Raw genomic sequence first — 23,005 nt, 5'->3', positions numbered from 1 at the left:
CGCCATTACTCGAGGGGGAAACCGGTCATGACGACCGCAGGACGCACGATCGTGGCGGGCTGTTCGTGTCGCTGGACGGCGTGGCAAAGGCGCCTGAACAGTGACACTTCCCTCACCTGAACGAGGAGACGGGCGCGGCCCTCGCCCGGATGCAGGCCGGAGCGGACACGCCGCTGACGGAACGTGTGACCCACGAGGCGTTCGCCGCGGTCCGGCCTGAGCAGACCGGCCCGATGGCGGACGCGCTCAACGGCATCCGCAAGCCGGTCGCCTCGACCACCCTGGACGAGGCCCACTGGAACAGCACCACCGTCACCGACGGCGACGTCATCACCTTCCTCAAGGACCTCAAGCAGCAGCCGGGCGGGAACATCAGCCTCTCCGGCAGCATCACCCCGACCCGAACGCTCCTGGAGGCGGGTCTCCTCGACGAACTGCGGCTCCTGGTGCACCCGCTCGTACCGGGCACCGGCAAGCGCCTGTTCCCCCACGGCACAGGCCGGGCCCCGCTGCGGCTCACCACCTCGGCCACCTTCTCCACCGGCGTGCCGGACCTGACCTCCCCGCCCGCCTGACCCGCCCACGGGCCCGGGCCCCAGCCACCGATCACCGGACAAGAGGAAGCACATGTCGTTTCAGGCGTACCTGGACACCATCGAGACCAAGACGGGCCTGACCCCCCGCGCCTTCATCGCACTGGCGAAGGAGCACGGCTTCGACGCCCCATCCACCAAGGCGGGAACGATCCTCACGTGGCTCAAGGAGGAGTACGGCCTGGGGCGCGGCCACGGCATGGCGCTGGTGCACGTCATCAAGCACGGCCCTCGCATCGACGCGAAGCACGTCGGCACGACCGGCTCGCACCGCGACGACTCCGACACCCTCTGGCTCGACGGCAAGGCGACGCGTCCCTCCTGAAGCGGCGCGCGGCGGCACCGGGCGACGACCGCGTAGGTCGTTCGGTGCCCGCGAGCGCCGCCACCTCACCAACCGCGCCCACCCACCTGGAGAACCCGACATGACCTGGACCGAGCACACCCTGGTACGCGAGGGCGTCCGCATCTCCTACCGCGACTGGGGCGGATCAGGACACCCGGTCGTCCTGCTGCACGGACTGGCCGGCCACGCGGGCGAATGGGACACCCTCGCCCGGAACCTGAGCCGCCGCCACCGGGTCGTCGCCGTCGACCAGCGCGGCCACGGCGCAAGCGAGCGCCGACCGGGTGATGTCTCCCGTGCTGCGTACGTCGCCGACGTCGCCGCTGTCGTCGAACAGCTCGACCTGCACCGGCCGGTCCTGGTGGGGCAGTCGCTGGGCGGCCACACCGCCATGCTCACCGCCGCCGCGCACCCCGATCTGCTGGGCGGGCTCGTCCTCGTCGAGGCGGGACCGGGCGGCCCCAGCCCGAACGTGCCCGCCGAGATCGGCGCAGCGCTCGACGCGTGGCCGACGCCGTTCTCCTCGCGCCGGGCCGCCGTCGAGTTCTTCGGCGGCGGTGCTGTCGGCGAGGGCTGGGCGGCCGGGCTGGAAGAACGGGGCGGCGGCTGGTGGCCGCGCTTCGACCGTGACGTGATGGTCGAAGCGCTGACGGAGAATGCCCGGCGTTCCTTCTGGGACGAGTGGACGAGCATCGCATGCCCGACGCTGGTCATCCTGGGTCAATCGGGCATCATCCCCCCGCACGAGACGGAGGCCATGCTCCAACGGCGCCCCGGGACGGTGGCCGTGAGCGTCCCCGCAGCGGGGCACGACGTCCACCTGGAACACCCCGGGATCCTCTGCCAGGTACTTCAGGAATTCCTCGAACAGGTCGCCGCGCCGACTGGCGCGAGCGCGGCATCGGACTGACTGCCGTCCGGCAGGGCGTCGGGTTGCGTCCAGGGACGGGGTGTGCGGGTTCCACCCGATCCGGGGGTTTGATCCCGGCCCGGTGTGTGGCGTCCGAAAGCGAGACGGCACCGGTTGGTCCTTCGCTATGCCTGACGTCACGAAGAGGAGACCAGCACGATGACAGCACCCGACGGTCTGCCGTTGCCGCGCTGCCGCCGGAGTGCCGGCCCTTCCTCGCCATCGCGCGCGGGCCAGGCGGGTCCGCGAGGTGCTGGGGGTGGAGCCGCTGCGGGGTCATCCTCGGGCTTCCGGGCCGCACGTGACCCTGATCTGCGCCGATACCTGTGCGGAGGGCCCTTCGGGCGCCCGGCGCAGACCGCCGCTGTCCACCGTTCACCACCGGTTCTGGCACGGATCTGGCACGCAACGAACTCATCCGCCTGAAGGTCGGCATCTGGGCCGAATGAAACCGAAGCCGAGACCACGAGCCGGTTGTCGGGCTGGGTCGGCGGGGCCTGCCGGATCCGGTGCCGGACTCCCTCACCGGGGCGGGCGGCTTGCGGCCAGCAGGTTGTGCAGGAGCGGCAGCAGTTCCTCGGGTTCCGCCTCGGAGAGTTCGCCGAACGCCCCGCTGGATCGGGCCAGGATGATGCCCGCGAAGGCTGCCGCCGCCAGTTCGGCGCGCAGCTGTGGGCGGTCCACCTGTTCGGCGGTGAAACGGTCGCGCAGCGGCCCCACCAGTCGCTCGTGGAGGTAGGTGCGGGCGGCCTGCTGCACCTCGGTGTTGTCGCCGGGGAGTACTGCGGCCTGGAAGGAGGGGCCGGGGCCGCGCTGGGAGAAGCGCTCCAGCAGGCCGCGCAGACGGTCCTCCTCCAGCAGGTCGGCCGGTTGCGAGTCGCCGAGTTCGACCCGGACGGTGGCCAGGTAGAGCTGGGTCTTGCCGCCGAAGTACCGGGCGATCAGCGCCGGGTCCACGCCGGCCCGTTCGCCGATCTCCCGGATGGTGGTGCGCTCGAAACCGCGATCGGCGAAGAGGTCCATGGCCGCTCGGATCAGGAGCTCCCGGCTGCGGGCGGAGTCCCTGCGCCGGGGCGCCGAGGGCTCCGGCCTGGCGCCGTCCGTGGCAGTGGGCCCACCCGCTCCGGGGGTCGCCTCGGTCACCGCTCGACCCCGGCCCGCAGCACGGGCACCTCGCTCTCGCCGGCCACGCCGTCGGCGATGCTCTCTTCCACCATCAACTCCTCGTCCGCACGCGCACCCCTGCGGGCGGCGGCCGCGGCACCGAGCCGCGGCAGGACGATCGTAACCAGCCCGATCACCACCCACACCGCGCAGCCGATCAGCGCCGCGTCCCGGTAGCCGCCGACAGCGGGCAGCTGCCGCCCCGGCTCGGTGTGCGCCTGGAGCACGGCACCGCACAGCGCGCTGCCGGTGGAATAGCCGACGTAACGCAGCACCTGGTTGAAGCTGACCGCACTGCCGACCTGGTCGGCGGGCACCGCGTTGACGATCAGCCCCGGCATCACGGCGAAGGTACAACCGACGCCGAGTCCGGCGATCCCCATCACCACCAGGAGCTCCCACAGGTGGTCGCGGGCGAACAGGAAGAACAGCACCGAGACCAGCGATGCCGCGCAGCCCAGCGGCAGCACCAGGGCGGACGAGGTGCGCCGGGCGAGGACCGGGACGACCTTGCTGGACAGCAGGCTGAACGCCGAGAACGGCAGCAGCACGAGGCCGGCGACCACGACCGAGGCACCCAGGCCGTAGCCGGTGCTGACCGGGGTCTGAACGTAACGGATCACCAGTGACATCAGCAGGTACATCCCGACGCCCGCGACCAGGCCGGCCACGTCCGCGGTCAGCACCACGGGGTTGGTCAGGCTCCGGAGGTCGACCAGCGGGTGGGCGGTGCGCAGCTCGTGCCACACCCAGCCGATCAGCAGCAGCAGGGAGACGGCCGCCACCGTCCACAGCCGGACGCCGGCCCAGCCCCAGCTCTCGCCCTCGCTGAGCACCAGCAGCAGACCGACCAGCGCCAGCCCGAGCAGCACCGCGCCGAGCGCGTCCAGCGGGCGCCGAGCGCGGGCCGTCGTCCTGGGCAGCACCAGGACGGCCAGCGCCAGGGCCAGGGCACTGATCACGGCGCCGAACCAGAAGCCCGCGTGGATGCCGAAGGACTCGGCGATCAGGCCGGTGATCGGGTAGCCGAGGCCGACGCCGGCGACGGTGGTGATGGACAGGAGCGCGACGGCCGAGCGGGAGGCCGCGGCGGGCAGGCTGTCCCGCGCGGTGGCGATGGCCAGCGGGGTCAGCCCGAGCCCGACACCCTGCAGCGCGCGTCCCGCGACCAGCCAGCCGAAGCCGAGCGGCAGTGCGGCCAGCACGCTGCCGAGGACCACCACGGCGGCGGCGGCGAGCGTGACCGTACGGCGGGCCGGCCCGTCGCCCAGCCGGCCGAGCACCGGGGTGGAGACCGCCCCGACCAGCATCGTGATGGTCAGCGACCACTGCGCCTCGGAGAGCGACACGTGGTCGACGGCAGCGATGGTCGGGATCATCGGCGCGCCAAGGCTGCTGATCACCGCCACCACGGCACTGAGGAATACCAGCACGGGCACCAGGGCCCGCTCACGTCGCGTCGACAGGCCGGTCGGGGTCTCCATGGACGCGTCCTCCCTTGTCGGAGATCGAGTGTTCGAACCGGGGCTCGGAGGCTGAGCCCGGCCCCCGGGCATGCGACCGAGGAGTGTCATCATTCGATGTCATCGCTTGATGTCTTCGTATGATGACATATCGAGGCCGCTCGGGAGAATCCCGCCCACCGCACGACGAAGGACCTCGATCGCAGTGCGGTCGAGGACCTTCGTTTGCCCAGGTGGACGGCATGAGCCAGTGGTCGGCCTCCGGGACAGGTCCTCACGGCTCCTCGGTGAGAGCGGTGCGAGCAACCTGGCCGCCGGGTAGCGGGACGCGGTCAGCCGCGTCATCGCACGTGATAAACCCGGCGACGTCGGCGGTCATCCCCGGGATACTGGTCGCCCATGGATGAGGTCGAAGTCGTCGTCGCCCATTCCGAGCGTGTGACTCTGCGCGTCGGCGACGTGTTCCTGAAGGTGGACGCCGATCAGGCGCGCATCGACGTCGAGGTCGAGGCGATGTCTCTCGCGCCGGTCCCGACCCCGGAGGTCCTGTGGTGCAAGCCGCCCGTGCTCGCGATGGCTGCACTTCCGGGGACGACGCTCGGACGCCTCGGCGGGCCGTCGACCGGGTCGCCGGCGGCGTGGGCCGCGGCGGGCGCCGCCATCCGGAAGCTGCACGACGCGCCGCTGCCGTCCCGGCGGGGACGGGCCGGGCGGAGCATCGTCGAGCTGGCGGCGGAACTCGACGGCGAATGCGAGTTGCTCGTGACGAACGGCGTCCTGCCCGCCGACCTGGTCACCCGCAACCGCCAGGTCGCCGAGGCCGCGCTCCGGCCGTGGACTCCGGCGTTCACGCACGGCGACCTGCAGATCGCGCACGTCTTCGTCGACGGCGACGAGGTCACGGGCATCATCGACTGGTCCGAGGCGGGCCAGGGTGATGCCCTGTACGACCTCGCCACCTTCACGCTCGGACACGAGGAGCACCTCGACGACGTCATCGCCGGCTATGGCACCGACGTCGACCTCGACGTGATCCACGCGTGGTGGTCGTTGCGAAGCCTGCTGGTGGTTCGCTGGCTGATCGAGCACGGCTTCGACCCGTACGCGCCGGGCTGTGAGGTCGACGTGCTGAGATCCCGGATGTGAGGCCGCGCGGGCCCGACTGCCACGTATGCGTTCTGACGCATCGAGCAGGCCATCCCCTGGGGCGCATCGTCTGCCCCTGCTCTCAACGGAGTGCGGTGCGCAGTCGTCGCCGGCGGATGACGGCGCAGCCGAGGGTGACGAACGTGTGGTGGATGTCGTCGCGGATCTCCCAGCGGATGCGCAGGCGGCGGAACCAGTGCAGCAGCGCGACCGTTCCTTCCACGACCCGGCGGTACACTCCCGGGCCGGAGCCGTGCCCGGTGCCGCGCCGGGCGAGGTGCGCGGTGATCTGGAACCGGCGGACCCTGTCCCGGTGGACCTCGTGGTCATAGCCGCGGTCGGCGTGCAGGTGCTTGCTTGTGGCTGGGCGCCGGGTTGGCCGCTGAGCGTTTCAGCCGGCCGCTCGTGTGCTCAGTGCTGTGAAAGGCTGGGGCATGCCCTACCACTTGCGGTTCTTCTTCGAGTACGGCGTCGACACCCCCTTGTGGCCGGGTCCTCCCGGCGACCCCGACCTCGACAGCCCCTACGGATACCCCTGCGCTCCGGAGAAACTACCCATCACCCCGGCCACCCGGAACGAACTCACGAGACTTGCCGACCTGTACCAGTCCTCCCTCGACTGGGATCACCCTGCCGGTCCCTCGCCCTGGACCCGGGACCAGCAGGAATCGTTCCGCAGCGAGGCCGGCATAGCGCTGGAGGCGCTGCGCCACGAGCTGGGCGACGACTGGACGGTCGAGGACCGCAGAGGCTGAGCCAGGAGGACGCGCCGCAAGCCGAGTCACCTCATCCCCTCGACAACCGAGTTGCCGTCTCGCGTCGCTCAAGCCATTCGAGGTACCAGGTGCGGAAGGTGTGGCGGTTTCCCCTTGCGTCGACGTACGGCTCGAAGGGCGGGTTGACCGCGCCGGCCCGGTCGCGGAGTTCCCCGCTGTGCGGGCCGACGACGATGAGCCAGCCGGTCATCCCGCATCCGTTGTCGCTGATGTGGATCGCACCCCGGCCGCGTTCCAGGTGCCAGGCCTCGTCGCCGGCGTCACCGAAGGCCTTGCGATAGTCGTCCAGGTAGTCGTCCTCTTCGTCACGGATGGTGGGTTCGTACCCGGCGGTGCGAAGGGTCGCCGTCTGCCGGCCGACCCAGTCCTCCGTCTCGACGAACGGCCCGCTGGAGTCCAGCAGCCAGGGATGGTCCTCGTCGTCGTCCCCGACCCATCCCCATGTCCCGTCGATCCGGCGCAGCGAGGTGAGCCGGAGTGCCGGCCCGGCGCCGCCGGCCCCGACCTCCGTCAGGAGCCCGCGTTGCTGGTGTGGTTCAGGTCCGCGCGGGTCTGCAGGAACTTGAGATACTTGGGGTCATCCTCTTCGAAGATTTCGGGTCCGCCGCCCATGTAGGCCCTGATCAGCTCATCCGCAGCTTGATCGTGGTCGCCCAACTCGAAGCTCGTCTGGCCCAGTCGAAGGTGGATGTACGGATTGCCGAGCCCTTCAGGGCACTGAACGGCGTTGTGGAAACACTTGTACGCCCTGTCGTAGACACCGCGCCGGAAGTGCACGTCTCCGATGGCGACGTAGATCCAGGTCGAGGCCGCCCATCCACGGGGATCGCCCGGCAGCAACCGCAGGGCTTCGACATAGCGTTGTTTGGCCTCGGCGAACTCTCCCATTCCGGCGAGGGCATCACCCTCCTGACACAGGTCCCTGATCTCGGCATGGACCTCATCCGGCAGTTGCATGGTCGTCCCTGTCATTGCTCGGCGCTTCGCACAACGGGCTCCTGCGAAGCCTAGGTGACGCCGGCCGGCCGGTTCCGTCGAGGGGCTCTGTTGAGACGGCCGGCGCGGTGAGTCAGCGATCTGCCGGAGCAGTTCGGTGCCCGGCTCCCGGTGGGTGGTGTGGTCATCGCGGATCGGGGTGGGGACCTCGTCGGCGCCGATGGGAAGAGGACGGCCGCGGGCCCGGCCGGGGTGTGTCCGCGTCGGTCAGGGCATGGACCGCCCCTGAGCGGGCGTCGGCCCGGCGCAGGTCTCGGTACGTCAGCGTGCCGCGTCCCCGGTCGTACTGGTCACGACGTACGTCTCCCCCGTTCCCCGCGGCCGCGTCCACGAGCGGGTGGTGAACGTGTGCAGCCGTCCGTTCGTGATCGCGTAGCGGGGCAGTCGGACACCGAACTCGCCGGTCACGGCCTCCAGTAGCGACCGTTCCGCCATGGTCTCCTCCTCCCGGGAGCGGAAGAACCGGTCCGGGTCCAGTGCCCGTGGTATCTCCCCGGTGCGGTGTATCTCTCCGTCCGCGTATGTGAAGGCGTACCGCTGGGCACCGTCTTGCGCCACGGAAAGGTGGAAGAACGGTTCTCCGTGCCGGGTCGTCAGACCACTCCACACGACCACCGCGCGGGTGCCCGCGCTGGCAGCCGCGGCCGGGGAGACGAACCGCCGCAGGTCGAAGTGCGCAGGGTTGCTGTCGAAGGCGAAGCTCCAACGGGTGCCGGCCCGGCCGACCGCCGTGAGGGCTCTGTCCTCGTACGGCGAAAAGTCCCCCTGCGTGCGGAGTGATCGGCGGCGCGCTTCGTCGGGCGTCATGGGATCGTCCAGCCCTGCCTCGTTCCCGTCCGCGAGGCGTCCGGGCAGGTCCTCCGGGCTCATCCCTTCGACCAGGACGAACCGGTAGGACGTGAGGTTGTCGTGAGGGTCCGGGTCCGCGAGCCACGTCAGGTCGTCCGGGTCGAGGCCGGCCGCCGGGCTCGGTGCCTCACCTGTCTGCCCGGCCCTCGGGGTGGACAGCAGTTCGCGGCCCCGTTCCGGGGTCAGCAGGGGTCCGAGCAGGGGATCGGCCACCCACCCCAGCGGCGCCAGGTGGTCGGGCCCCAGTGGCTGCCAAACCGGCAGAGTGTCTGTCAGCGCCCGCCACGCTCCGTCGGTGTCGCCCCACCGCGCCAGCTCCCGTGCCCGTTCGACCGCTTCCCCGAACGGTCCGGCCGCCGTGTACCGGTACGTGCCGTTGCGAACCTGCTCCAGCATCGCGTAGGCCAGCGACACCACGTTGTCACCGGCTCCCCGCAGGTGGAACATCAGCGTGGAGTCGCCCCGGTACGAGTGCGCCGCGTGCTCGGCGACCAGCGCCGGCAGCAGTTCGGGCGCGTACTGCGGGTCGGTCACCACGTCGTCGAAGTACACCATGTAGGTCCGTCCGAGCAGGCGCCGTATCTGGTCACCCAATCCGGCGGCCCGTGGTCTGCCGTACTTCCTCGCCTCGTCCAGCGCGTGCCCGGCCCGTTCCCAGTTTCCGCGCAGCGCATCCAGCCGGGCCTGCTCCACCAGGGCGTCCAGCTCTCGCGTCGTGTCGTTGGCGAACTCCGGCTCCCCGTCGGCCGGGCGCGCCCGCAGGCTGTGGAACTCCTGGTGCATGCTCCGCATGAACTCGGCGAAGTTCGCGTACCGCTCGGGTGGCGCGGCCCGCCAGCCGGCCCAGGTGTACACGGCCCACTCGCCGTCGTCACCTACGTCCTCGGGATCCAGGAGGACGTAGGTGGCGTCGGACTCGACGTCGAGCTGGAGCCCGCGCCGCCAGATGTCCGCATCCCGCCGTTCGGCGGGTCCGGCGTCGTCGTCCAGATACTCCTCGAACATGTCCGCCAGTCCGGACTCGTTGTCGTGCCAGCGGGCGTCCGTCGTCCCCGCCAGCAGCCGGATGAACCCGCCGGCGTGCTGCCACCCGTCGCTGGCCTTGAGGAATTCCCGGTACGACGGGGGCATCCGTCGTGAGAGGCGATCCTCCATGGCTGCGATCCGCTCCTCGGACGCGGGCGGGAACCCCAACCACCGACCCCGCCGGGCGGCTTCGTCCTCCTGGCTCGTCGTCTCATCGTCGGGCAGGGAATCCGACCACTCCCCGCTCCATCTGACCAGGAACGGCCGCCAGTCGAACGGTGTCGTGTTCGTCATGCGCCCGATGCTGCCATCCGCCACTGACAGTGCTCCTGATGCCGGGCGGCATCGGGCGGCTACTGACACGTCTCGTGGCCGACCCGATGACGTCCTCGCGCCCGACGACACATGGCAGCCGGATCCGCAGGGTTTTGTCAGTGCCTGGTCGATGAATGTCGGCTGCGTCAGGCCGGGTCCGTCCTGGACGGGCAGAGGATCGCTGGCAAGGTCGTCAACCAGGCCCTCGGCGGCGCGCCGGCCGGGCCGGTCCGCAGCGGTGCCGTGAACGGCGCGCCGAGCGGCGTCCCGGCGGGCATGTCGACGACGGTGCCGCTGCCGTGGCAATGTACGCCGCCGCTCGGCGCACGGGGGAGCTCGCTTCCGTCATCAGGGTTGGGGTGTGAGGAGCACGGCCGTGGACACTCCCGCGGCGTCCGCCGCGATGGCGGACATCTGGCCGCTGTTGTTGACGCCTGTCGCCTCAAGGATCGTGAATCCCGGCGTCGCCAGATTGCTGCTCAGGTCGGTGAGGGTGGAATCCGAGGTGTCGAAGGCGAAGCCTCTACGGCCGGGATCACCGAAGTCGCCCACGAACCCGACGATCACCCCGGCGTCGCTGAATGCGCGCGTGCTGCCGGTCGTCGGCGCGAGCCCGGTCGGATCGATGCCGAACGGGCCGAGCTTGAACATCACCGGTGTCGTCTCCGTCCCCCCGGCCGGTGGGACCGAATCTCCGGCGATTCGCCCGAATGCGTTCTCGACGGCAACGGCCCTGCTGTCCCCCAGAAATCCACCCGAACCGTTCTGGAGCGTCCCGAGTGCCGTTCTGGTGAAAGGCGATGCGGTCGACGAGAAGAATGCCCGGCTGACGACGTTGCCCTGTACATCCAGCGCGGTGCCCTCGCCGACGATCCCCCCGCCGTTGGCGATGCCGCTGGCCTGACTGAAGTCCGTCGCGCCCGGCGGCAGGATATCGAGCGGAGTCAGCGCGAGGTCGGCCATCGGCTGTCCGGGCAGCGAGAGAAAAGCGTGCGCGGTCCCCGAAGTGGCGGTGTCCGACTGGCCGACTACCTCCCGATTGTCGTTGATGTCCAGTGCCTCACTGTTTCCAAGGAACCCCGGCGACGTGGGTGAACCGGTCGGGACGAGGGTGCCGAGGTCCACCGGAAAACCACCTGCCGGCCAGAGGACGGCTCGCCTGTCGACAGGGTTCCCGAAGGCGTCCAGTGCTTCGGAACGGCCGACGACGTCACCTGAGCTGTTGATCGCGAGTGCGGCTGCCGAGGTGGGGGCTCCACCTGTCGAGAGCGGACTCAGGCGCGTCACGGCCCCCGTCGTGCCGTTGGGGGTGACAGGACGCCACACGAACCCCGTCTCGTCACCCTCGCCCACCACGTCGCCGCGTTCGTTGATGTCCCATGCGGCGCTCACCCCGATGACCGGCGCCGCGCCTAAGGTCGTCACGACAAACGGAACAGTGACAGCCATTTCAGACCTCCGAATCGCGCAGGCGAATGGGCCGGGTGCGACCGGACGGCGGTTCGGTTGTGCCGCAGCGAATCCTCGTTGCCCGAATCCGTTCGGCCGTCGGCGAGTGCGGATACCGCATTGCCGGCACCAGGGCTCCATGCTGCTATTTGACCTATGGGAAAATTGTCCCAGATTGGTCAATATCTGGCGATCTGAACAGGCTGAGGCGATGGGCCGCGGGCCGCCCTGTCCGGATGACCCGCGTCCTGGGAACCTCTCCGGTCGAAGCAGGCGGGAGGCACCGGTGACCGGTGGCCGGTGCGGCACGGAGAAACCCCTGGGAAGTATCGTCCAGGGAATGTCCTGAGGAACATCACGACGGCGCCGGCGGCAATAAGGCTCGCTCTCGCCCGGCCGCCGGGTCTCCTCGTCCTGAACGAAGCGCGCCACCGGCGGCGCGGGCGGATCGGCCAGATCGAGGCCGAACTCCTCCAACAGCTCCCGGCCGCGGCAGAAGCCGCAGGGCCCCAAGCACGTAGCGCCGAGGGCAGCTTTGGCCGTTGACGTCAGCCAGTTCGGGCTGCAGCGAGCGTGGCGGTAGATCCGCCAACGCTTGAGGGTGGCTGCACCGCGTTCGACGGGGTATCGGAACCGGGCGTGGGCCCGGTTCAGCGATCTCTGTCCCGGGGTGAGCTCCTTGCCGGGCTTTCGCCTGATCGGCACGACGAATGTCCCGCCCGCGCCGGTGTGGGCCAGGTCGGCCAGGGCCGGGATGCGGAGCCTTGCGCAGGTCTTCACGATGCGATGTCCACGGGCCGCAGTGAGGTCGTGGGTGCGGCCCGACAGCGCGCTCTGTCCGGCCACGACCGACTGGTGGCCCGGAATGAAGGTCTGGTCGCCCCCGGCATCGCAGCCGATCGTGTCCTGCGGGCGGGGCATGGTGATGACGTCCGGCCCGCACCGGAGCACGACACCGTCGCCCGCCGCGACGAGTTCCCACGTCACGGCCGTGATGCTCTCAAGCGAGGTGATGTGCGGGGCGGCCGGGCCATCGAGGTCCCTCTTCGTGCTCAGTGGACGGTGACCTGGATGCTCTTGGAGATGTCGCACCTTTCCCACTCGTACTTCGGTACGCCGGCGCGGCAGCCCCCCTCGCCGAACAACCACGTCAGTGTGGTGGTTCCGGGCGCCAAGGCGCTGAAGGTCAGGTCGAACTCGGAGCCGCAGCCCGCCATCGGCGGGTCCGTCGGGCAGGGGCTGATGACGAAGTCCTTGCCGGGCCGCAGCACGCTGTCGTCGCCCGCCGAGTAGAGGTACCACTTCTTCTGCAGGGCCCCCCCGGTCGTTCTGACACCGAGCCGCTGTCCGACCGTCAGGGTCACCGTGCTGGTCGGATACGGGGAGGTGGCGTCCCACGCCTTGTCGGGGAGGGGCACCTCCACCTCCGGTCGGATGGCGGTGGCGACCGTGGTGCCGGCCGGGCCGGAGTCGGACCACCAGCCGTCGAGGTAGGAGACGAGCAGCAGGGCACCGACCAGGAGCGCCGCCACGTTGGTGATGACGGTTCGGCGCATCAGCTGCCCTCTTCCCGGACTCGGCGCCGCATGGTGATCAGGAGCGCGACCTCGGCCAGCCAGCGGGCGAACAGGACCTCGCGCCCGAGGTCCGCCCCGCCGGCCGCGGCCGCGCGCAGCCAGCCGCGGACCAGCTCGCCCGGTTCCCGGCCGATCACCGGTTCGGGCAGGTCGAGCGCGGCGGCGAAGCCGCCGGCGCGGACGTACTGGGCCAGGACGCCCAGCGGGTCGGGGCCGATGTGCAGGGCCTCGGCCTGGTAGGAGGCGGCGATCGCCGCCTCGCCGAAGAGCACCCGGCGCGGGACTCCGTCGATCAGCAGGCCGCGGGTGATGGCGGACTCGACGTCGTAGCCGGTCATCAGCTCGGAGTCGGGGAGGAAGTCGGTCATTTCGGCAGCTCCGCAGCGTAGGGCCGGTTGATGTTCGCCGTGCCGGTGAGGCCGCCGGTATTGATGCGGTTGTGGATGAACTGGTCCTCGGTCACCCACACCGACTGGCCCCACGGGTTGTAGACCTGCAGCCGGTCGCCGTCCCGGGCCACGATCACCATCTGGTGGTAACCGCCATCTTGGCCGGCCGCCTTGCTGGCCTCGTCGAAGGCGCAGAACGGCACCGGCTTGCCCTCGTCCAGGGCCTTCTCGATCCGGGTGACGGCCGCGCGCCGGTCGTCGTCGGTGTCCAGGTTGACGTACTCGTAGGTCGAGCCTGTGGCCTTCCCGAGGTTCTGGTTGGCGAGGAAGGTGCCGCCCTTCTGGCCGATCCCGCCGTCCTTCTCCGGGTAGATCTTCTGGCTGCCGTCGGCCAGCTGGCCCTGCTGGTACTGACCGATGAAGAGCTGCTGGAGGCGCTGCTTGAAGTACTCGGGTGAGTCGGCTCCTGGTACGTCGGTCATGTTGCCGGTGGTGAGCTGGAGCATCGTCACCGGGTCGAGTTTGAGACTCGCGACCACCGTGGAGGCGGCGACGCAGTCGCCGACCTTGCGCTGGCTGTAGACGTCGTAGCCGTCGTCGAGGATCTGGGCGCCCTTGTAGTTCAGCTGTATCGGGTGGGTGGTGGACTCCTCCTGCAAGGGATCCGTGCTGAGCGCCGGAACCAGGTGCTCGGACAGCCAGCGCGGGTCGTCGCCGTGGGGGTGGATCAGCGCGGCGAACTGCTGGACGTCGGCCACCGAGTGGCCGGCCGCCAGGGCCTTCCAGAGGTAGGCGGCCTCCTCCGGTGACTTGGCGCCGGACAGGAGCTTCTGGAAGGCGAGCTGGTCGGTGCCGTTCATCACGGACATGAACTGCTTGGCGCGGTCGAGCTGGCCGTCCGTCAGGATGTAGTCGCCGTCCGCACCGCCGCCGGGGCCCTTCTCGTTCGCCAGCACCAGTGCCGCGAGAGGATCGATCGGCCCCTGTCCGGCGCGCTCGGTGCGGGCTTTGGCGGCGAGCTGGTTGAGCATGCTCGCGGCGCGGGTGCCGCTGCTGTCCGCCCGCTGGGCGGCCGAGATCCTGGTTCCTACAGCAGTGTTGGCGGGTTCGATGGCGGCGATGGCCTTGCCGACGTCGAAGGCGTCGTGGGCGAGTGACTTCTGCACGTTCTCCAGGGCAGTAACGCCCTGAGCGTCGGTGCTCTGAGCCCCTTCCAGATTGTCCGCCCAGGCGTTCAGCTCGGTGGCGGCCTGCTCCAAGGACTTCTGGGAGACGGCCAGTTCGTTCGCCAGCGCCCGGATGGACTGGGCGGCGTTCTCGGCGACCGAGCCGGTCCAGGCGTTCGGCAGCCGGCTGTCGGCGGCCTCCCCGAGGTCGGTGGACGCCTTGGCATAGGCCTTGGCGGTTTCCGCGTACGCCTTGGCCCGCTCGCGTATCACGCCCGGGTTCCCGGCCGGCCCGGCCACGGCCAGGGCCTTGCCGATCGCGCTGAGCAGCGCGGGGCCGACGAAGAAGTCGGAACCGGGGTGCGTGATGGCCTGCTGCGCCTTCTGCAAGTCTGCGACCTTGCTCATCGGGTCTGCGCCGGGGTCAGCGATGCGGCGGCCGTTGTTTCCGCGGCGCGGTAGTTGGCGCTGGTGGCCGACATCTTCTGAACCAGTTGCGCCACGGCGCGCTGGGTGACGTGCAGTTCCTGGCTCCAGTTGGTGTCGAAGCCCGCCCACGCCTGGTCCACACCGAACTCGCCGAAGTCGGCGGACTGGTAGGGCTTCTGCGCGGTGTAGGCCTGGTTGGCCGAGGCCAGGTCGGTTGCGACGTTGTTGAGTCCCGTGGTCACGTGGTCCAGCGCGTCGGGCTGGACGGTGTATCCCACCGATTCGGACATCGGCTGCTCTCCCCCAAGAAGCTCCATGGCTCGCCGTGATCGAACGAGCACGGTCGACGAGCATAGACGCTGCGGAAGGGGTGTCGGTTGCGGGGGCAGTCCAGCCGGCCGAGCTTGGCGGCGCGGACGCCCGCCTCGAAGCGACTGGAGGCGCCGAGTTCCTGCATGACCTCGGAGAGGAACGACTGCCCGGGACAGGGGAGAAAGGAGTGAACCTCGCCAACCCTGGGTGAGGTCGCGGGCAGCGGATCCAACTGCCACAACGTCCAGCTCTCGCTGCACGAATTCCCGTGCAACCGCAGATCCTGACTGCCCGGCGGCGGCAGGACGCCACCCGGCCCGTGCGTCGCCGTGACCACCGCCCAGCCTCGTTCGGTGGAACGGGCGGCGAACCGGGCCGCGAGCCGGGTCTTGCCCTGTCCGCCCGGCCCGTACAACCAGCGCGCTGCCAGCCGCGGACGGCTGTCGCGCCACTGGTCCAGCGCGGCCGAGTCCGCCTCGCGGCCGGTGAACTCCACCACCCCGTGACGGGCGTTCAGCATGCGGCTCGGCGACTTCAGCAACCAGCCCTGGTCCGGCGTCCGGCGCGATCCGACAAGATCCGCAAGAGAGGCCGTAGGCCGGTCACGGCGACACCACCGATGACTGCGACTCTTGCGTGTCGCCGCTCGACGGTGCTGAACGTGTCTGTCCCCCGACTACAAGGCAGCCTTCACGCTCCCGTCGGATCCGCAGACGGGCCTACGGGGGCACGGCCCCGGCCCGGAGCGTGCGGCCAAGGTGTGAAACGCCACACTTGCGTTCCTCAGCGTGCCGGTGCTCGCTGCCTGGCCGGCGGCCAAGGACACTGATCGCCGTGACTGATGTGCGCGAGACCCTGGATTACCAGACCTTCGGACGGGCGGTGCGCGAACTCGCGCAGACGATCGCCGACGATGGCTACGAGCCCGACCTCGTCCTGAGCATCGCCCGCGGCGGGGTGTTCGTAGCGGGCGGTCTGGCGTATGCGCTGGACTGCAAGAACATCCACCTGGTGAATGTCGAGTTCTACACGGGCGTGGGCACCACTCTCGAAATGCCCGTCATGCTGGCGCCTGTGCCCGCCGCGATCGACTTCACCGACAAGAAGGTCCTGATCGCCGACGATGTCGCCGACACGGGCAAGACACTGAGGCTCGTGCACGACTTCTGCCTCGACCACGTCGCCGAGGTCCGGTCCGCCGTCATCTACGAGAAGTCGCACTCCCTGGTGAAGTGCGAGTACGTGTGGAAGAGGACCGACGACTGGATCGAGTTCCCGTGGTCGACGGAAGGGCCGGTCGTCAGGCGCGACGGCCAGGTGCTCGACGCCTGATCGGAGGAGGACGCGACCACGACTGCACGACGGGGCGGTCGTCGCGGACCAGTTGTCCTTGACGACCGCCTGATCGGCCGTGGGAGCGCGGTCTCGTCGGGGCGTGTCCGGTCCGGTCCGGACCGGGTCTCGGGGACCGCGCGCCTTCCGCAGGGCCGGTGTCATGCGGGCCGGAGGCCGAACGGCGGCGCCGGACAAGCCGGCCCCCATGGGCCGACCACGGCGTGAAACCGGTCCAGCGCCGGGCGGGAGCCGCGGGCTATCGGCGGCGGCCCTGCACGGACGACGGCGCGTTCGCGTGGGTCATGGTGTGGTCGGGGCTGTACGGGACGCGTGGTGCCGTGAGCCGGTGACGATGAGTGAGACGTTTTGCCCACCGAAGCCGAAGGAGTTGCTGAGCACGGCCTCCTGGGGGACGTCTCGTCGCTCTGCGACGACATCGAGATCGATGTCGGGACCGATGCCGGCGGCGGTGAGGTTACGGGTCGGCGGGATGACGCCGTGCTCCACACTGAGGACGGCGATGAGTGCTTCGATCGCGCCGGCGGCGCCGAAGAGATGACCGAGCGCGGCCTTGGGGGCCGTCACGGTGGCGTGGCCGAAGACCTCCCTGATCGCGCGTGCCTCGGCGACGTCGCCGACCGGAGTTCCGGTGGCGTGGGCGTTGATGTGACTGATCTGCTCGGGAGCCAAACCGGCTTGCGCGAGGGCCTTCCGCATGGCGGAGATCTGACCGGAACCGTCGGGAGCGGGCGCCGTGATGTGGTGGGCGTCGGCGGCGATGCCGGCGCCCGCGAGCACCGCGTGGACGCGCGCGCCTCGGGCCCTGGCATGCTCGGCGCTTTCGAGCACCATGACAGCGGCGCCTTCGCTGAGGACGAATCCACTGCGGTCCGCGGCGAACGGCCGTGACGCCGAGGCGGGTTCGGCGGTGTGCCTCGACAGTGCCTGTGCCTGGGCGAAGCCAGCGACGGTGATCGGGGTGGTTGCGGCCTCGGTCCCGCCCGCGATGACCACGTCCGCCTCGCCGGCACGGATCAGCCTGGCCCCCAGGGCGATCGCCTCGGCACCGGAGGAGCACGCCGAGACGGGCGTGTAGACCCCGGCCCGTGCGCCGTATTCGATGCTGATCAGCGCCGCCGCCGCATTGGGCATGAGCATCGGGACCGTGCGTGGCGAGACGCGCCGGGTCCCGGCCGCTTCCAGTACGTCGTCCTCCTTCAGCAGCGTCCCTATGCCGCCGATGCCCGTGCCGATCGCCGAGGCGAGTCGGTCCGGGTCCACCTCTGGGGCGCCGGCATCGGCCCAGGCTTCGGCCGCCGCGATGAAGGCCGCCTGCTGCGAGCGGTCGAGCCGCCTGGCCTGTACCGGCGGCAGCAACTCGGCGGGGTCGATCGCCATCGCCCCAGCAACGGTGTCGGGAAGGCCGACGTCCTCGTGGCCGCGCAGGACGCCCCCGCGGATGCCCGACTCGCCGGCAAGCAGGGCCTCCCAGGTGGACGCCACGTCTGCCCCGAGAGGTGTGATCGCGCCGAGTCCGGTCACGACGACTTCAGTCCGGTGCATGCCCCTCAACCTTTCTTGTATGCGATACAAGCCAACAGCCCTGTTGTATCACATACAATTTGGGTGTGGAGAAGAAGCGAACCGAAGCCCGATCAACGCCGGCCCGTTCGCGTGACCGCGGTCGCGCGACGAGGCGCCGACTGATCGAGGCAACTGCACGGCTCTGCAAGGAGCGGCCCGGCGCCGAGATGAGCGTCGCGGAGATCGCGAACGCGGCAGGCGCCTTCCCCAATCAGGTCACCTACCACTTCGGCTCCAAGGACTCACTGCTCGTGCACGCCGCCTTCCTCGGCCTGCTGCACGACGCCCGACGGATCGAGCGCATCGGTCGCCAAGCCCCCGATGCAGCGACATTCCGGCGCAACATCGCTCGCGCCGTACTGGCCATGCCCTCGCTCCCGTCAGTCACGCGAGCGCTCGCCGCCGGGATCTCCAAGCCCGAACTCGCCCCCGTGGTCGACCGGCACCTCCAGTTGCTGTTCCGGCAATCCGAGCGCTTCGTGAGCCAGCTCATCGACAGCCGCGGCTGGACGGCCCGTCGACCACTCGACGTGGAGGCCAGGACGTTCTGGAGCACCGCGCTCGGCGCCGTGCTGCTCGTCCGCGCCGGGGCGCACGGCACCGTCGCCGACCTCGACCTCGCCGGAGCATTGACCATCCACGACGAACCCGATCCCGGCCAAGAGGACGCCTCATGCGCACCCTGTACCTGTAGCGCCGGACACCGTCATACCGGGGTACCACAGAGGACTTGACACCCCGGTATGACGGTTTCCGCCCCTTCTCGCCCCTACCGTCGCCCCTGTTGGGAACGAAGACGGAACCGAACGAGGAGGAACGGCGATGAACAGGCGAGGACGGACCGTGGCGGCGGTGCTGCTGGCGGCGACGGCGACGTTGGGCGTGGTCGGCGCACCGGGCGCGGTGGCGGCGCCGGAACCGGACACCGAGCAGCAGGCCAGGGCCTGGCTGCCGCAGCCAACCGGGCCGTACCCGGTCGGCACGACGTCCCTGCAGCTCACGGACGACGGCCGGGACGACCCCTGGAAACCCGGGCAGCACCGCAAACTGATGATCAGCTTCTGGTACCCGACCACCCGGCCCGCCACCGGCAACGACCGCGCACCGTACATGGTCCCCGCTGCCGCCGACCACTTCGGCAGCGCCGGGAGCGTCGGCCAGAGCGACTACGTCTTCGAGCCCGGCCGCACCGACTGGGCAGGCATCCGCACCCACGCCCGCGCCGACGCGCCCGCCCTCCCCGGCGGCAAGCGGCCCGTCGTGCTGTACTCGGCGGGCTTCGGCGACCCGCGCACCTGGGGCACCGGCCTGGTGGAGGACCTCGCCTCGCGCGGCTACACCGTCGTCACCGTCGACCACACCTACGACGCCTCCGAGGTCGCCTTCCCCGACGGGGACCTCGCCACCTCCGTTCTCCCCGCGCTGTTCGCCCAGCCCGGCCTCGACATGGGCGCCCTCCTGCGCAAGATGCTGCAGACCCGGGTCGACGACACCCGCTTCGTCCTGGACCAGCTCGCCGGGCTGCGACACGACAAGCAGCTGCCGGCCGGCCTCGCCGCCTCCCTCGACCTCGACCGGATCGGCATGGTCGGCCACTCCGGGGGCGGCTCCACGGCCCTCCAGACCATGCACGACGATCCGCGCCTCAAGGCCGGCGTCAACCTCGACGGCCAGCTGCACTTCCCCGGCCCGGACGGGAGGACCGGCGTCTTCCTGCCCAGCGTCGCCGAGGACGGCCTGACCCGGCCCTTCCTGCTCATGGGCACCCAGGACCCCGACTCCGGCAGCTACCACCAACAGCCCGGCTGGAACGCCCTGTGGCAGCACAGCACCGGCTGGCACGCCGACGTGACCCTCACCGGCTCCCGCCACGGCTCCTACACCGACGCGCAGTCCCTGCTGCCCCAGCTCGCCCGCCAGGGCGCGATCAGCGGGGAGAAGCTGACCGAGGCCGTCGGCGACGTCCGCCCGGACCGCGCGGTGCCGGCCACCCGCTCGTACGTCGCGTCGTTCTTCGACCGCTGGCTGCGCGGCCACGACGACCATCTCCTGGACGGCCCGTCGCCGAGCTTCCCCGAGGTGGTCTACGAGCGATGATGCGCAACCGGAGCCGTGAGTGACGCGCGTGACGGGGGTGCAGCTTGCCCGGAAGGCGGGCGTCAGCGTCGACCACCGCGATGTCGTGATGGTCCTCGGCCCAGTCGATTCCGCAGGTCACATGTCATGCGTGCGCCTATCGAAGCGCATGCTGTCCGTCGGTGGCTCGAACCGCGTCCGCTACGACCGCCGCGATCGCACGGGCGAGGGCCGCGCTCAGGGCCGGAGGGGCAGCAGCGGTCGTGCCGGCAAGGCCGATGGCTGTTCAACGGTCACGGGGCCAGCAGATCGCGCAACGCCTCCCCGAAGGCCGTGAGCGGATACTGCTCGCTTCCGCAGCCGGGCATCTCCAGCTTCTTGAGCTGTCCGCCGACGATGTGGGACACCAGCGGCACGGGCAGGGCGTCCGGCCACAGGCCGGTCCGCTTGCCCTCGGAGAGCACGCGCCGGAAGGCACCGGTGGAGCCCCGCAGGCTCCGGCCGTTCGCCTTCAACTCGTCGGCAGCGCACTCGCCTCGACCCTCGACGACCTGGAGCAGGATCTGCTGCGCGCGGGGCGGCAGACGGTCGTAGTACGAGCGGGCCCGCTCCGGGGTCCAGCGGTCGTCGGGCACCGCGGTCACGACGGCGGCCGGTGTGGAGGCGAGGGCGAGCAGCTTCTCAAGCACCTCGGGGGTCGGATCCTCCACGGTGATCGTGATCTTCATGGCGGACACCTTGGCAGCTTGAGGTACTGAACACAAATGACCTCGACAAACGTGTCGCAGACGTGCGGCCGCCGGACGGCGCCGCCCACGCACGACGCCCGGCCGGGAAACCCCGGCCGGGCGCGTGCCGTGCTGTCCTCCGGTGGGTCGGGGATCAGAACTCGGTGCTGACCGTGACGCCGCTGAAGTCGGTCACGGCGTACAGGCTGAGGTAGCGGTAGCCGGCCGTCGGGTTGGTGACGGTGAGGGACTGGGTGGTACCGGCGTTGGTGGAGGAGGCGGTGTAGGCGCTCGGCGAGGCCCAGGTGCCCGGGTTGTAGTAGAGGTGCGCGGTGCCGGTGCCGCCGGAGGTGGTGACCTTCAGGGTGGTGGTTCCGGCCGGCAGGTAGACGTACAGGTAGTCCAGGTTGCCAGCGGTCGCGGCGCGGCCGCTGCGCGAGCAGTTCCGGCCCATCGCGTCGGTGCGCTGCTCGGTGCAGGTCGGCAGGGTGGCCGGGGCGGCGGTCACGGTGACGGTGGCCGGGGTGGTGGCGATCCGGCCGCTGTCGTCGGTGGTGGTCAGGGCCACGGTGTAGCTGCCGGCCGCCGCGTAGGTGTGGCTCGGGTTGCGCTCGTCCGAGGAGGTGCCGTCGCCGAAGGTCCAGTGCCACGCGGTGATCCGGCCGGGGCCGGTCTGCACGGACCGGTCGTTCACGCTGACGGTCGCGCCGTTCACCGAGGTGTCGAACAGGGCGGTCGGGCCGGGGGCGTAGCAGGCGCCGGCGGCGCAGGCGGTGAGCCAGGCGTCGAAGTCGGCGTCGTAGGAGGTGCCGAGGTTGTTGTAGACCGCGTAGCCGCCGGTGTAGTCACCGACGCGGAACCGGGCCAGCATGGCCTGGACGTCGGCCGGGTGCTTCTCCAGCATGTACCGGGCGGCCAGGTAGCCCCACGGGTAGACGCGGGTCGAGTCCGAGTTGCCGGAGGTGCTCTGGAAGAGGGTGCTGAGCTTGTAGGTGTGCTTGGCGGCCTGGGTCATCGCGTCGGTGTCGGTGGCGCCGCGGTAGCTGTGCGAGACGTACTCGGCGAGGCCTTCGACCCACCAGATGTCGGGGACGGACATCTGGGTGCGGTAGCTGCCCTTCAGGTCGTGGATGCTGTCGAGGTAGTGGGTGTACTCGTGGTTGAGGTTCCACACCCGGGCGGGGTCGTTGTTGTTCCAGGTCTTCTGGTACATCACGGTCGCGGCCCGCGCGTTCGGGTCGGACGCGTCCATGACGGTCTGGCCGCCGTTGTCGGTGTCGTTGCCGAAGATCGCCCACGAGTAGGTGGTGTAGTCGGTCTTGTTGGCGAAGATCCCGAAGGTGACGTTCTTGGCGTACTGGTTCGGGATCGGCCCGTTGTCCTTGACCACGTTGTGGAAGAACGCGTCCTGCTTGCGCAGGCTGGCGCAGACGGTGGCCAGTTCGTCGGCCGACAGCGCCTGGGCCTGGAGGGTGCGGTTGTCGCAGACCAGCTGGTTCGGCAGGACCACCGAGGTGAGCTTGGCGGGCAGGTTGCAGATGTCGTAGTACGAGCACTGGCCGCCGTTGTAGTACGCGGCCTGGACGGCCGTGTGCACGTACAGCGGCGCCGCGGGCGTCAGCAGCGGTGCGGAGTCCAGCACCTTCCTGACCAGCGGCTTGACCGCTGCTTCGACGGCGGGGCCGCTCCCGGCCATCCGGGCCAGGTCGTTGCCCGCGTTGGTGTCGAGGACGGCGTTGGGCCCGCTGAGCAGGTCCTTGTGGTTGATCGCGAAGTCGGCGAGGGAGTGGGCGAGGCTCGGGTCGGCGGCGACCGCCTTGACGAAGTCCGGGTTCGAGTTGCCCCGCCAGAGCGGGAACTGCAGAACGGAGTTGACCGCGCCGACCATCTTCGGGACCGCGTTGTAGGAGTTGTCGTAGTCGTCCAGTATCCGCTTGTAGACGCCCAGGTAGCCGGCCTGGACGTTGGCGCTGTCGGTGAGCCACACCACGTCCCTGAGCACGATGCCGTTGCTCTCGGTGACGTCGTGCCAGCGAGTGCCGGCGAAGAACGTGTCCAGGGCGGCCCTGACGGCGGTGGTGAGCTCGCCGGTGTACGGGCCGGCCGCGTCGGGGTAGTAGAACTGGATGTAGTAGCCCACCTGCAGGTAGAGCGCCAGCTGGAGGATGCCGGTCGAGTTGTCGCCGGTGTAGCCGGCCGCCAGGTCCTTGAAGGCGCCCGCGACGGACAGCATCCGGGACTGCTGGAAGATGCTCGGGTCGGTGCCACCGCTGCTGTACAGGCCCCGGATGCACTCCGGGGTCGAGCTCTTGATGAACGCGACCAGGTCGGTCCCGGTGCGGCCGGCGAAGTCGGCCGGGGTGCAACCCGGCGCGG

23 protein-coding genes are annotated in these 23,005 nt (G+C 70.2%); 8 read left to right on the top strand and 15 right to left on the bottom strand.

Annotated elements, in window-relative coordinates:
* The first annotated feature begins 116 nt into the window (after nt 1-116).
* The 3 genes from KS423_RS04000 to KS423_RS03990 all read left to right on the top strand — a co-directional run bounded on the left by KS423_RS04000 (nt 117) and on the right by KS423_RS03990 (nt 1,849).
* The gene (locus KS423_RS04000) at nt 117-575 is read left to right on the top strand and encodes a dihydrofolate reductase family protein (protein ID WP_224274910.1); all 459 of its coding nucleotides are present in this window, start codon (nt 117-119) and stop codon (nt 573-575) included.
* Nucleotides 576-627: 52 nt separating this feature from the next.
* Nucleotides 628-918 carry a DUF4287 domain-containing protein gene (locus KS423_RS03995; protein ID WP_224274875.1) on the top strand — a complete coding sequence of 97 codons (291 nt, stop codon included), beginning with the start codon at nt 628-630 and terminating at the stop codon, nt 916-918.
* Between the two features lie 100 nt (nt 919-1,018).
* Nucleotides 1,019-1,849, top strand: coding sequence for an alpha/beta fold hydrolase (locus tag KS423_RS03990; RefSeq protein WP_224274873.1), 831 nt, complete (start codon nt 1,019-1,021; stop codon nt 1,847-1,849).
* Nucleotides 1,850-2,371: 522 nt separating this feature from the next.
* Here the strand turns inward: KS423_RS03990 and KS423_RS03985 are convergent.
* On the bottom strand, nt 2,372-2,992 hold the full coding sequence (locus KS423_RS03985; protein ID WP_308020131.1) for a helix-turn-helix domain-containing protein: 621 nt from the start codon (nt 2,990-2,992) through the stop codon (nt 2,372-2,374).
* Complete coding sequence (locus KS423_RS03980; RefSeq protein ID WP_224274869.1) at nt 2,989-4,497, bottom strand: MFS transporter; 1,509 nt, start codon at nt 4,495-4,497, stop codon at nt 2,989-2,991. The genes KS423_RS03985 and KS423_RS03980 overlap by 4 nt, the downstream gene beginning before the upstream one ends.
* A 378-nt stretch (nt 4,498-4,875) precedes the next feature.
* Here KS423_RS03980 and KS423_RS03975 point away from each other — a divergent pair, with 378 nt between their 5' ends.
* A complete protein-coding gene (locus KS423_RS03975; RefSeq protein WP_224274867.1) occupies nt 4,876-5,622 on the top strand; it encodes a phosphotransferase family protein in 747 nt (248 codons plus the stop codon).
* Between the two features lie 82 nt (nt 5,623-5,704).
* On the opposite strand, the gene KS423_RS03970 is transcribed toward KS423_RS03975, so the two are convergent.
* The gene (locus tag KS423_RS03970) at nt 5,705-5,845 is read right to left on the bottom strand and encodes a hypothetical protein (protein WP_224274865.1); all 141 of its coding nucleotides are present in this window, start codon (nt 5,843-5,845) and stop codon (nt 5,705-5,707) included.
* A 211-nt stretch (nt 5,846-6,056) separates the two neighbouring features.
* Between KS423_RS03970 and KS423_RS03965 the strand changes: the two genes are divergently transcribed.
* A complete protein-coding gene (locus tag KS423_RS03965; RefSeq protein ID WP_224274864.1) occupies nt 6,057-6,377 on the top strand; it encodes a hypothetical protein in 321 nt (106 codons plus the stop codon).
* Nucleotides 6,378-6,408: 31 nt separating this feature from the next.
* Here the strand turns inward: KS423_RS03965 and KS423_RS03960 are convergent, their stop codons facing one another.
* The 9 genes from KS423_RS03960 to KS423_RS03920 form a co-directional block, all read right to left on the bottom strand.
* Entirely contained in the window at nt 6,409-6,588 is a 180-nt protein-coding gene (locus KS423_RS03960; protein ID WP_224274862.1) for a hypothetical protein, read from the bottom strand.
* Between the two features lie 320 nt (nt 6,589-6,908).
* Nucleotides 6,909-7,355 (bottom strand): M48 family metallopeptidase, encoded by a 447-nt coding sequence (locus KS423_RS03955; protein WP_224274860.1) that lies wholly within the window; start codon nt 7,353-7,355, stop codon nt 6,909-6,911.
* 300 nt (nt 7,356-7,655) lie between these two features.
* Nucleotides 7,656-9,563: an SMI1/KNR4 family protein gene (locus KS423_RS03950; protein WP_224274858.1), complete on the bottom strand. Its 1,908-nt coding sequence runs from the start codon at nt 9,561-9,563 to the stop codon at nt 7,656-7,658.
* A gap of 369 nt (nt 9,564-9,932) precedes the next feature.
* Nucleotides 9,933-12,020, bottom strand: a complete 2,088-nt coding sequence (locus tag KS423_RS03945; RefSeq protein WP_224274857.1) for a transposase family protein — start codon at nt 12,018-12,020, stop codon at nt 9,933-9,935.
* Nucleotides 12,021-12,085: 65 nt separating this feature from the next.
* Nucleotides 12,086-12,589, bottom strand: a complete 504-nt coding sequence (locus KS423_RS03940) for a hypothetical protein (RefSeq protein ID WP_224274855.1) — start codon at nt 12,587-12,589, stop codon at nt 12,086-12,088.
* Entirely contained in the window at nt 12,589-12,978 is a 390-nt protein-coding gene (locus KS423_RS03935; protein WP_224274853.1) for a hypothetical protein, read from the bottom strand. The genes KS423_RS03940 and KS423_RS03935 overlap by 1 nt, the downstream gene beginning before the upstream one ends.
* Nucleotides 12,975-14,573 carry a hypothetical protein gene (locus tag KS423_RS03930; protein ID WP_224274851.1) on the bottom strand — a complete coding sequence of 533 codons (1,599 nt, stop codon included), beginning with the start codon at nt 14,571-14,573 and terminating at the stop codon, nt 12,975-12,977. Before KS423_RS03930 ends, KS423_RS03935 begins: the two co-directional genes overlap by 4 nt.
* Nucleotides 14,570-14,884 (bottom strand): type VII secretion target, encoded by a 315-nt coding sequence (locus KS423_RS03925; RefSeq protein ID WP_224274850.1) that lies wholly within the window; start codon nt 14,882-14,884, stop codon nt 14,570-14,572. Before KS423_RS03925 ends, KS423_RS03930 begins: the two co-directional genes overlap by 4 nt.
* The gene (locus KS423_RS03920) at nt 14,833-15,447 is read right to left on the bottom strand and encodes an ATP-binding protein (protein WP_224274848.1); all 615 of its coding nucleotides are present in this window, start codon (nt 15,445-15,447) and stop codon (nt 14,833-14,835) included. Before KS423_RS03920 ends, KS423_RS03925 begins: the two co-directional genes overlap by 52 nt.
* Before the next feature lie 293 nt (nt 15,448-15,740).
* Here KS423_RS03920 and KS423_RS03915 point away from each other — a divergent pair, with 293 nt between their 5' ends.
* On the top strand, nt 15,741-16,238 hold the full coding sequence (locus KS423_RS03915) for a phosphoribosyltransferase (RefSeq protein ID WP_224274846.1): 498 nt from the start codon (nt 15,741-15,743) through the stop codon (nt 16,236-16,238).
* A 303-nt stretch (nt 16,239-16,541) separates the two neighbouring features.
* Here KS423_RS03915 and KS423_RS03910 read toward each other — a convergent pair whose 3' ends face one another.
* Complete coding sequence (locus tag KS423_RS03910) at nt 16,542-17,804, bottom strand: beta-ketoacyl synthase (protein WP_224274845.1); 1,263 nt, start codon at nt 17,802-17,804, stop codon at nt 16,542-16,544.
* Nucleotides 17,805-17,869: 65 nt separating this feature from the next.
* On the opposite strand from KS423_RS03910, the gene KS423_RS03905 reads away from it, so the two are divergent.
* Both KS423_RS03905 and KS423_RS03900 read left to right on the top strand, forming a co-directional pair.
* Nucleotides 17,870-18,559: a TetR/AcrR family transcriptional regulator C-terminal domain-containing protein gene (locus KS423_RS03905; protein ID WP_224274908.1), complete on the top strand. Its 690-nt coding sequence runs from the start codon at nt 17,870-17,872 to the stop codon at nt 18,557-18,559.
* A gap of 88 nt (nt 18,560-18,647) precedes the next feature.
* Nucleotides 18,648-19,922, top strand: coding sequence for an esterase (locus KS423_RS03900; protein WP_224274843.1), 1,275 nt, complete (start codon nt 18,648-18,650; stop codon nt 19,920-19,922).
* Nucleotides 19,923-20,194: 272 nt separating this feature from the next.
* Here KS423_RS03900 and KS423_RS03895 read toward each other — a convergent pair whose 3' ends face one another.
* Nucleotides 20,195-20,629, bottom strand: coding sequence for a hypothetical protein (locus KS423_RS03895; protein WP_224274841.1), 435 nt, complete (start codon nt 20,627-20,629; stop codon nt 20,195-20,197).
* Between the two features lie 154 nt (nt 20,630-20,783).
* Nucleotides 20,784-23,005, bottom strand: a 2,222-nt coding sequence (locus KS423_RS03890) for a collagenase (protein WP_224274839.1), incomplete at its 5' end; no start/stop codon positions are given.

Origin of the sequence: Streptomyces sp. LS1784 (assembly GCF_020103755.1) — a bacterium.
Lineage (GTDB): Bacteria > Actinomycetota > Actinomycetes > Streptomycetales > Streptomycetaceae > Kitasatospora.
This window is presented reverse-complemented; position numbering and strand designations above follow the sequence as displayed.

Bases quoted from the DNA above. Each gene is read 5' to 3' on its own strand.
- KS423_RS03965 (WP_224274864.1), top strand. From the start codon at position 6,057: ATGCCCTACCACTTGCGGTTCTTCTTCGAGTACGGCGTCGACACCCCC.
- KS423_RS03975 (WP_224274867.1), top strand. From the start codon at position 4,876: ATGGATGAGGTCGAAGTCGTCGTCGCCCATTCCGAGCGTGTGACTCTG.
- KS423_RS03980 (WP_224274869.1), bottom strand. From the start codon at position 4,497: ATGGAGACCCCGACCGGCCTGTCGACGCGACGTGAGCGGGCCCTGGTG.
- KS423_RS03935 (WP_224274853.1), bottom strand. From the start codon at position 12,978: ATGACCGACTTCCTCCCCGACTCCGAGCTGATGACCGGCTACGACGTC.
- KS423_RS03955 (WP_224274860.1), bottom strand. From the start codon at position 7,355: ATGCAACTGCCGGATGAGGTCCATGCCGAGATCAGGGACCTGTGTCAG.
- KS423_RS03940 (WP_224274855.1), bottom strand. From the start codon at position 12,589: ATGCGCCGAACCGTCATCACCAACGTGGCGGCGCTCCTGGTCGGTGCC.
- KS423_RS03960 (WP_224274862.1), bottom strand. From the start codon at position 6,588: ATGACCGGCTGGCTCATCGTCGTCGGCCCGCACAGCGGGGAACTCCGC.
- KS423_RS03995 (WP_224274875.1), top strand. From the start codon at position 628: ATGTCGTTTCAGGCGTACCTGGACACCATCGAGACCAAGACGGGCCTG.
- KS423_RS03900 (WP_224274843.1), top strand. From the start codon at position 18,648: ATGAACAGGCGAGGACGGACCGTGGCGGCGGTGCTGCTGGCGGCGACG.
- KS423_RS03950 (WP_224274858.1), bottom strand. From the start codon at position 9,563: ATGACGAACACGACACCGTTCGACTGGCGGCCGTTCCTGGTCAGATGG.
- KS423_RS03990 (WP_224274873.1), top strand. From the start codon at position 1,019: ATGACCTGGACCGAGCACACCCTGGTACGCGAGGGCGTCCGCATCTCC.
- KS423_RS03895 (WP_224274841.1), bottom strand. From the start codon at position 20,629: ATGAAGATCACGATCACCGTGGAGGATCCGACCCCCGAGGTGCTTGAG.
- KS423_RS03930 (WP_224274851.1), bottom strand. From the start codon at position 14,573: ATGAGCAAGGTCGCAGACTTGCAGAAGGCGCAGCAGGCCATCACGCAC.
- KS423_RS03925 (WP_224274850.1), bottom strand. From the start codon at position 14,884: ATGTCCGAATCGGTGGGATACACCGTCCAGCCCGACGCGCTGGACCAC.
- KS423_RS03910 (WP_224274845.1), bottom strand. From the start codon at position 17,804: ATGCACCGGACTGAAGTCGTCGTGACCGGACTCGGCGCGATCACACCT.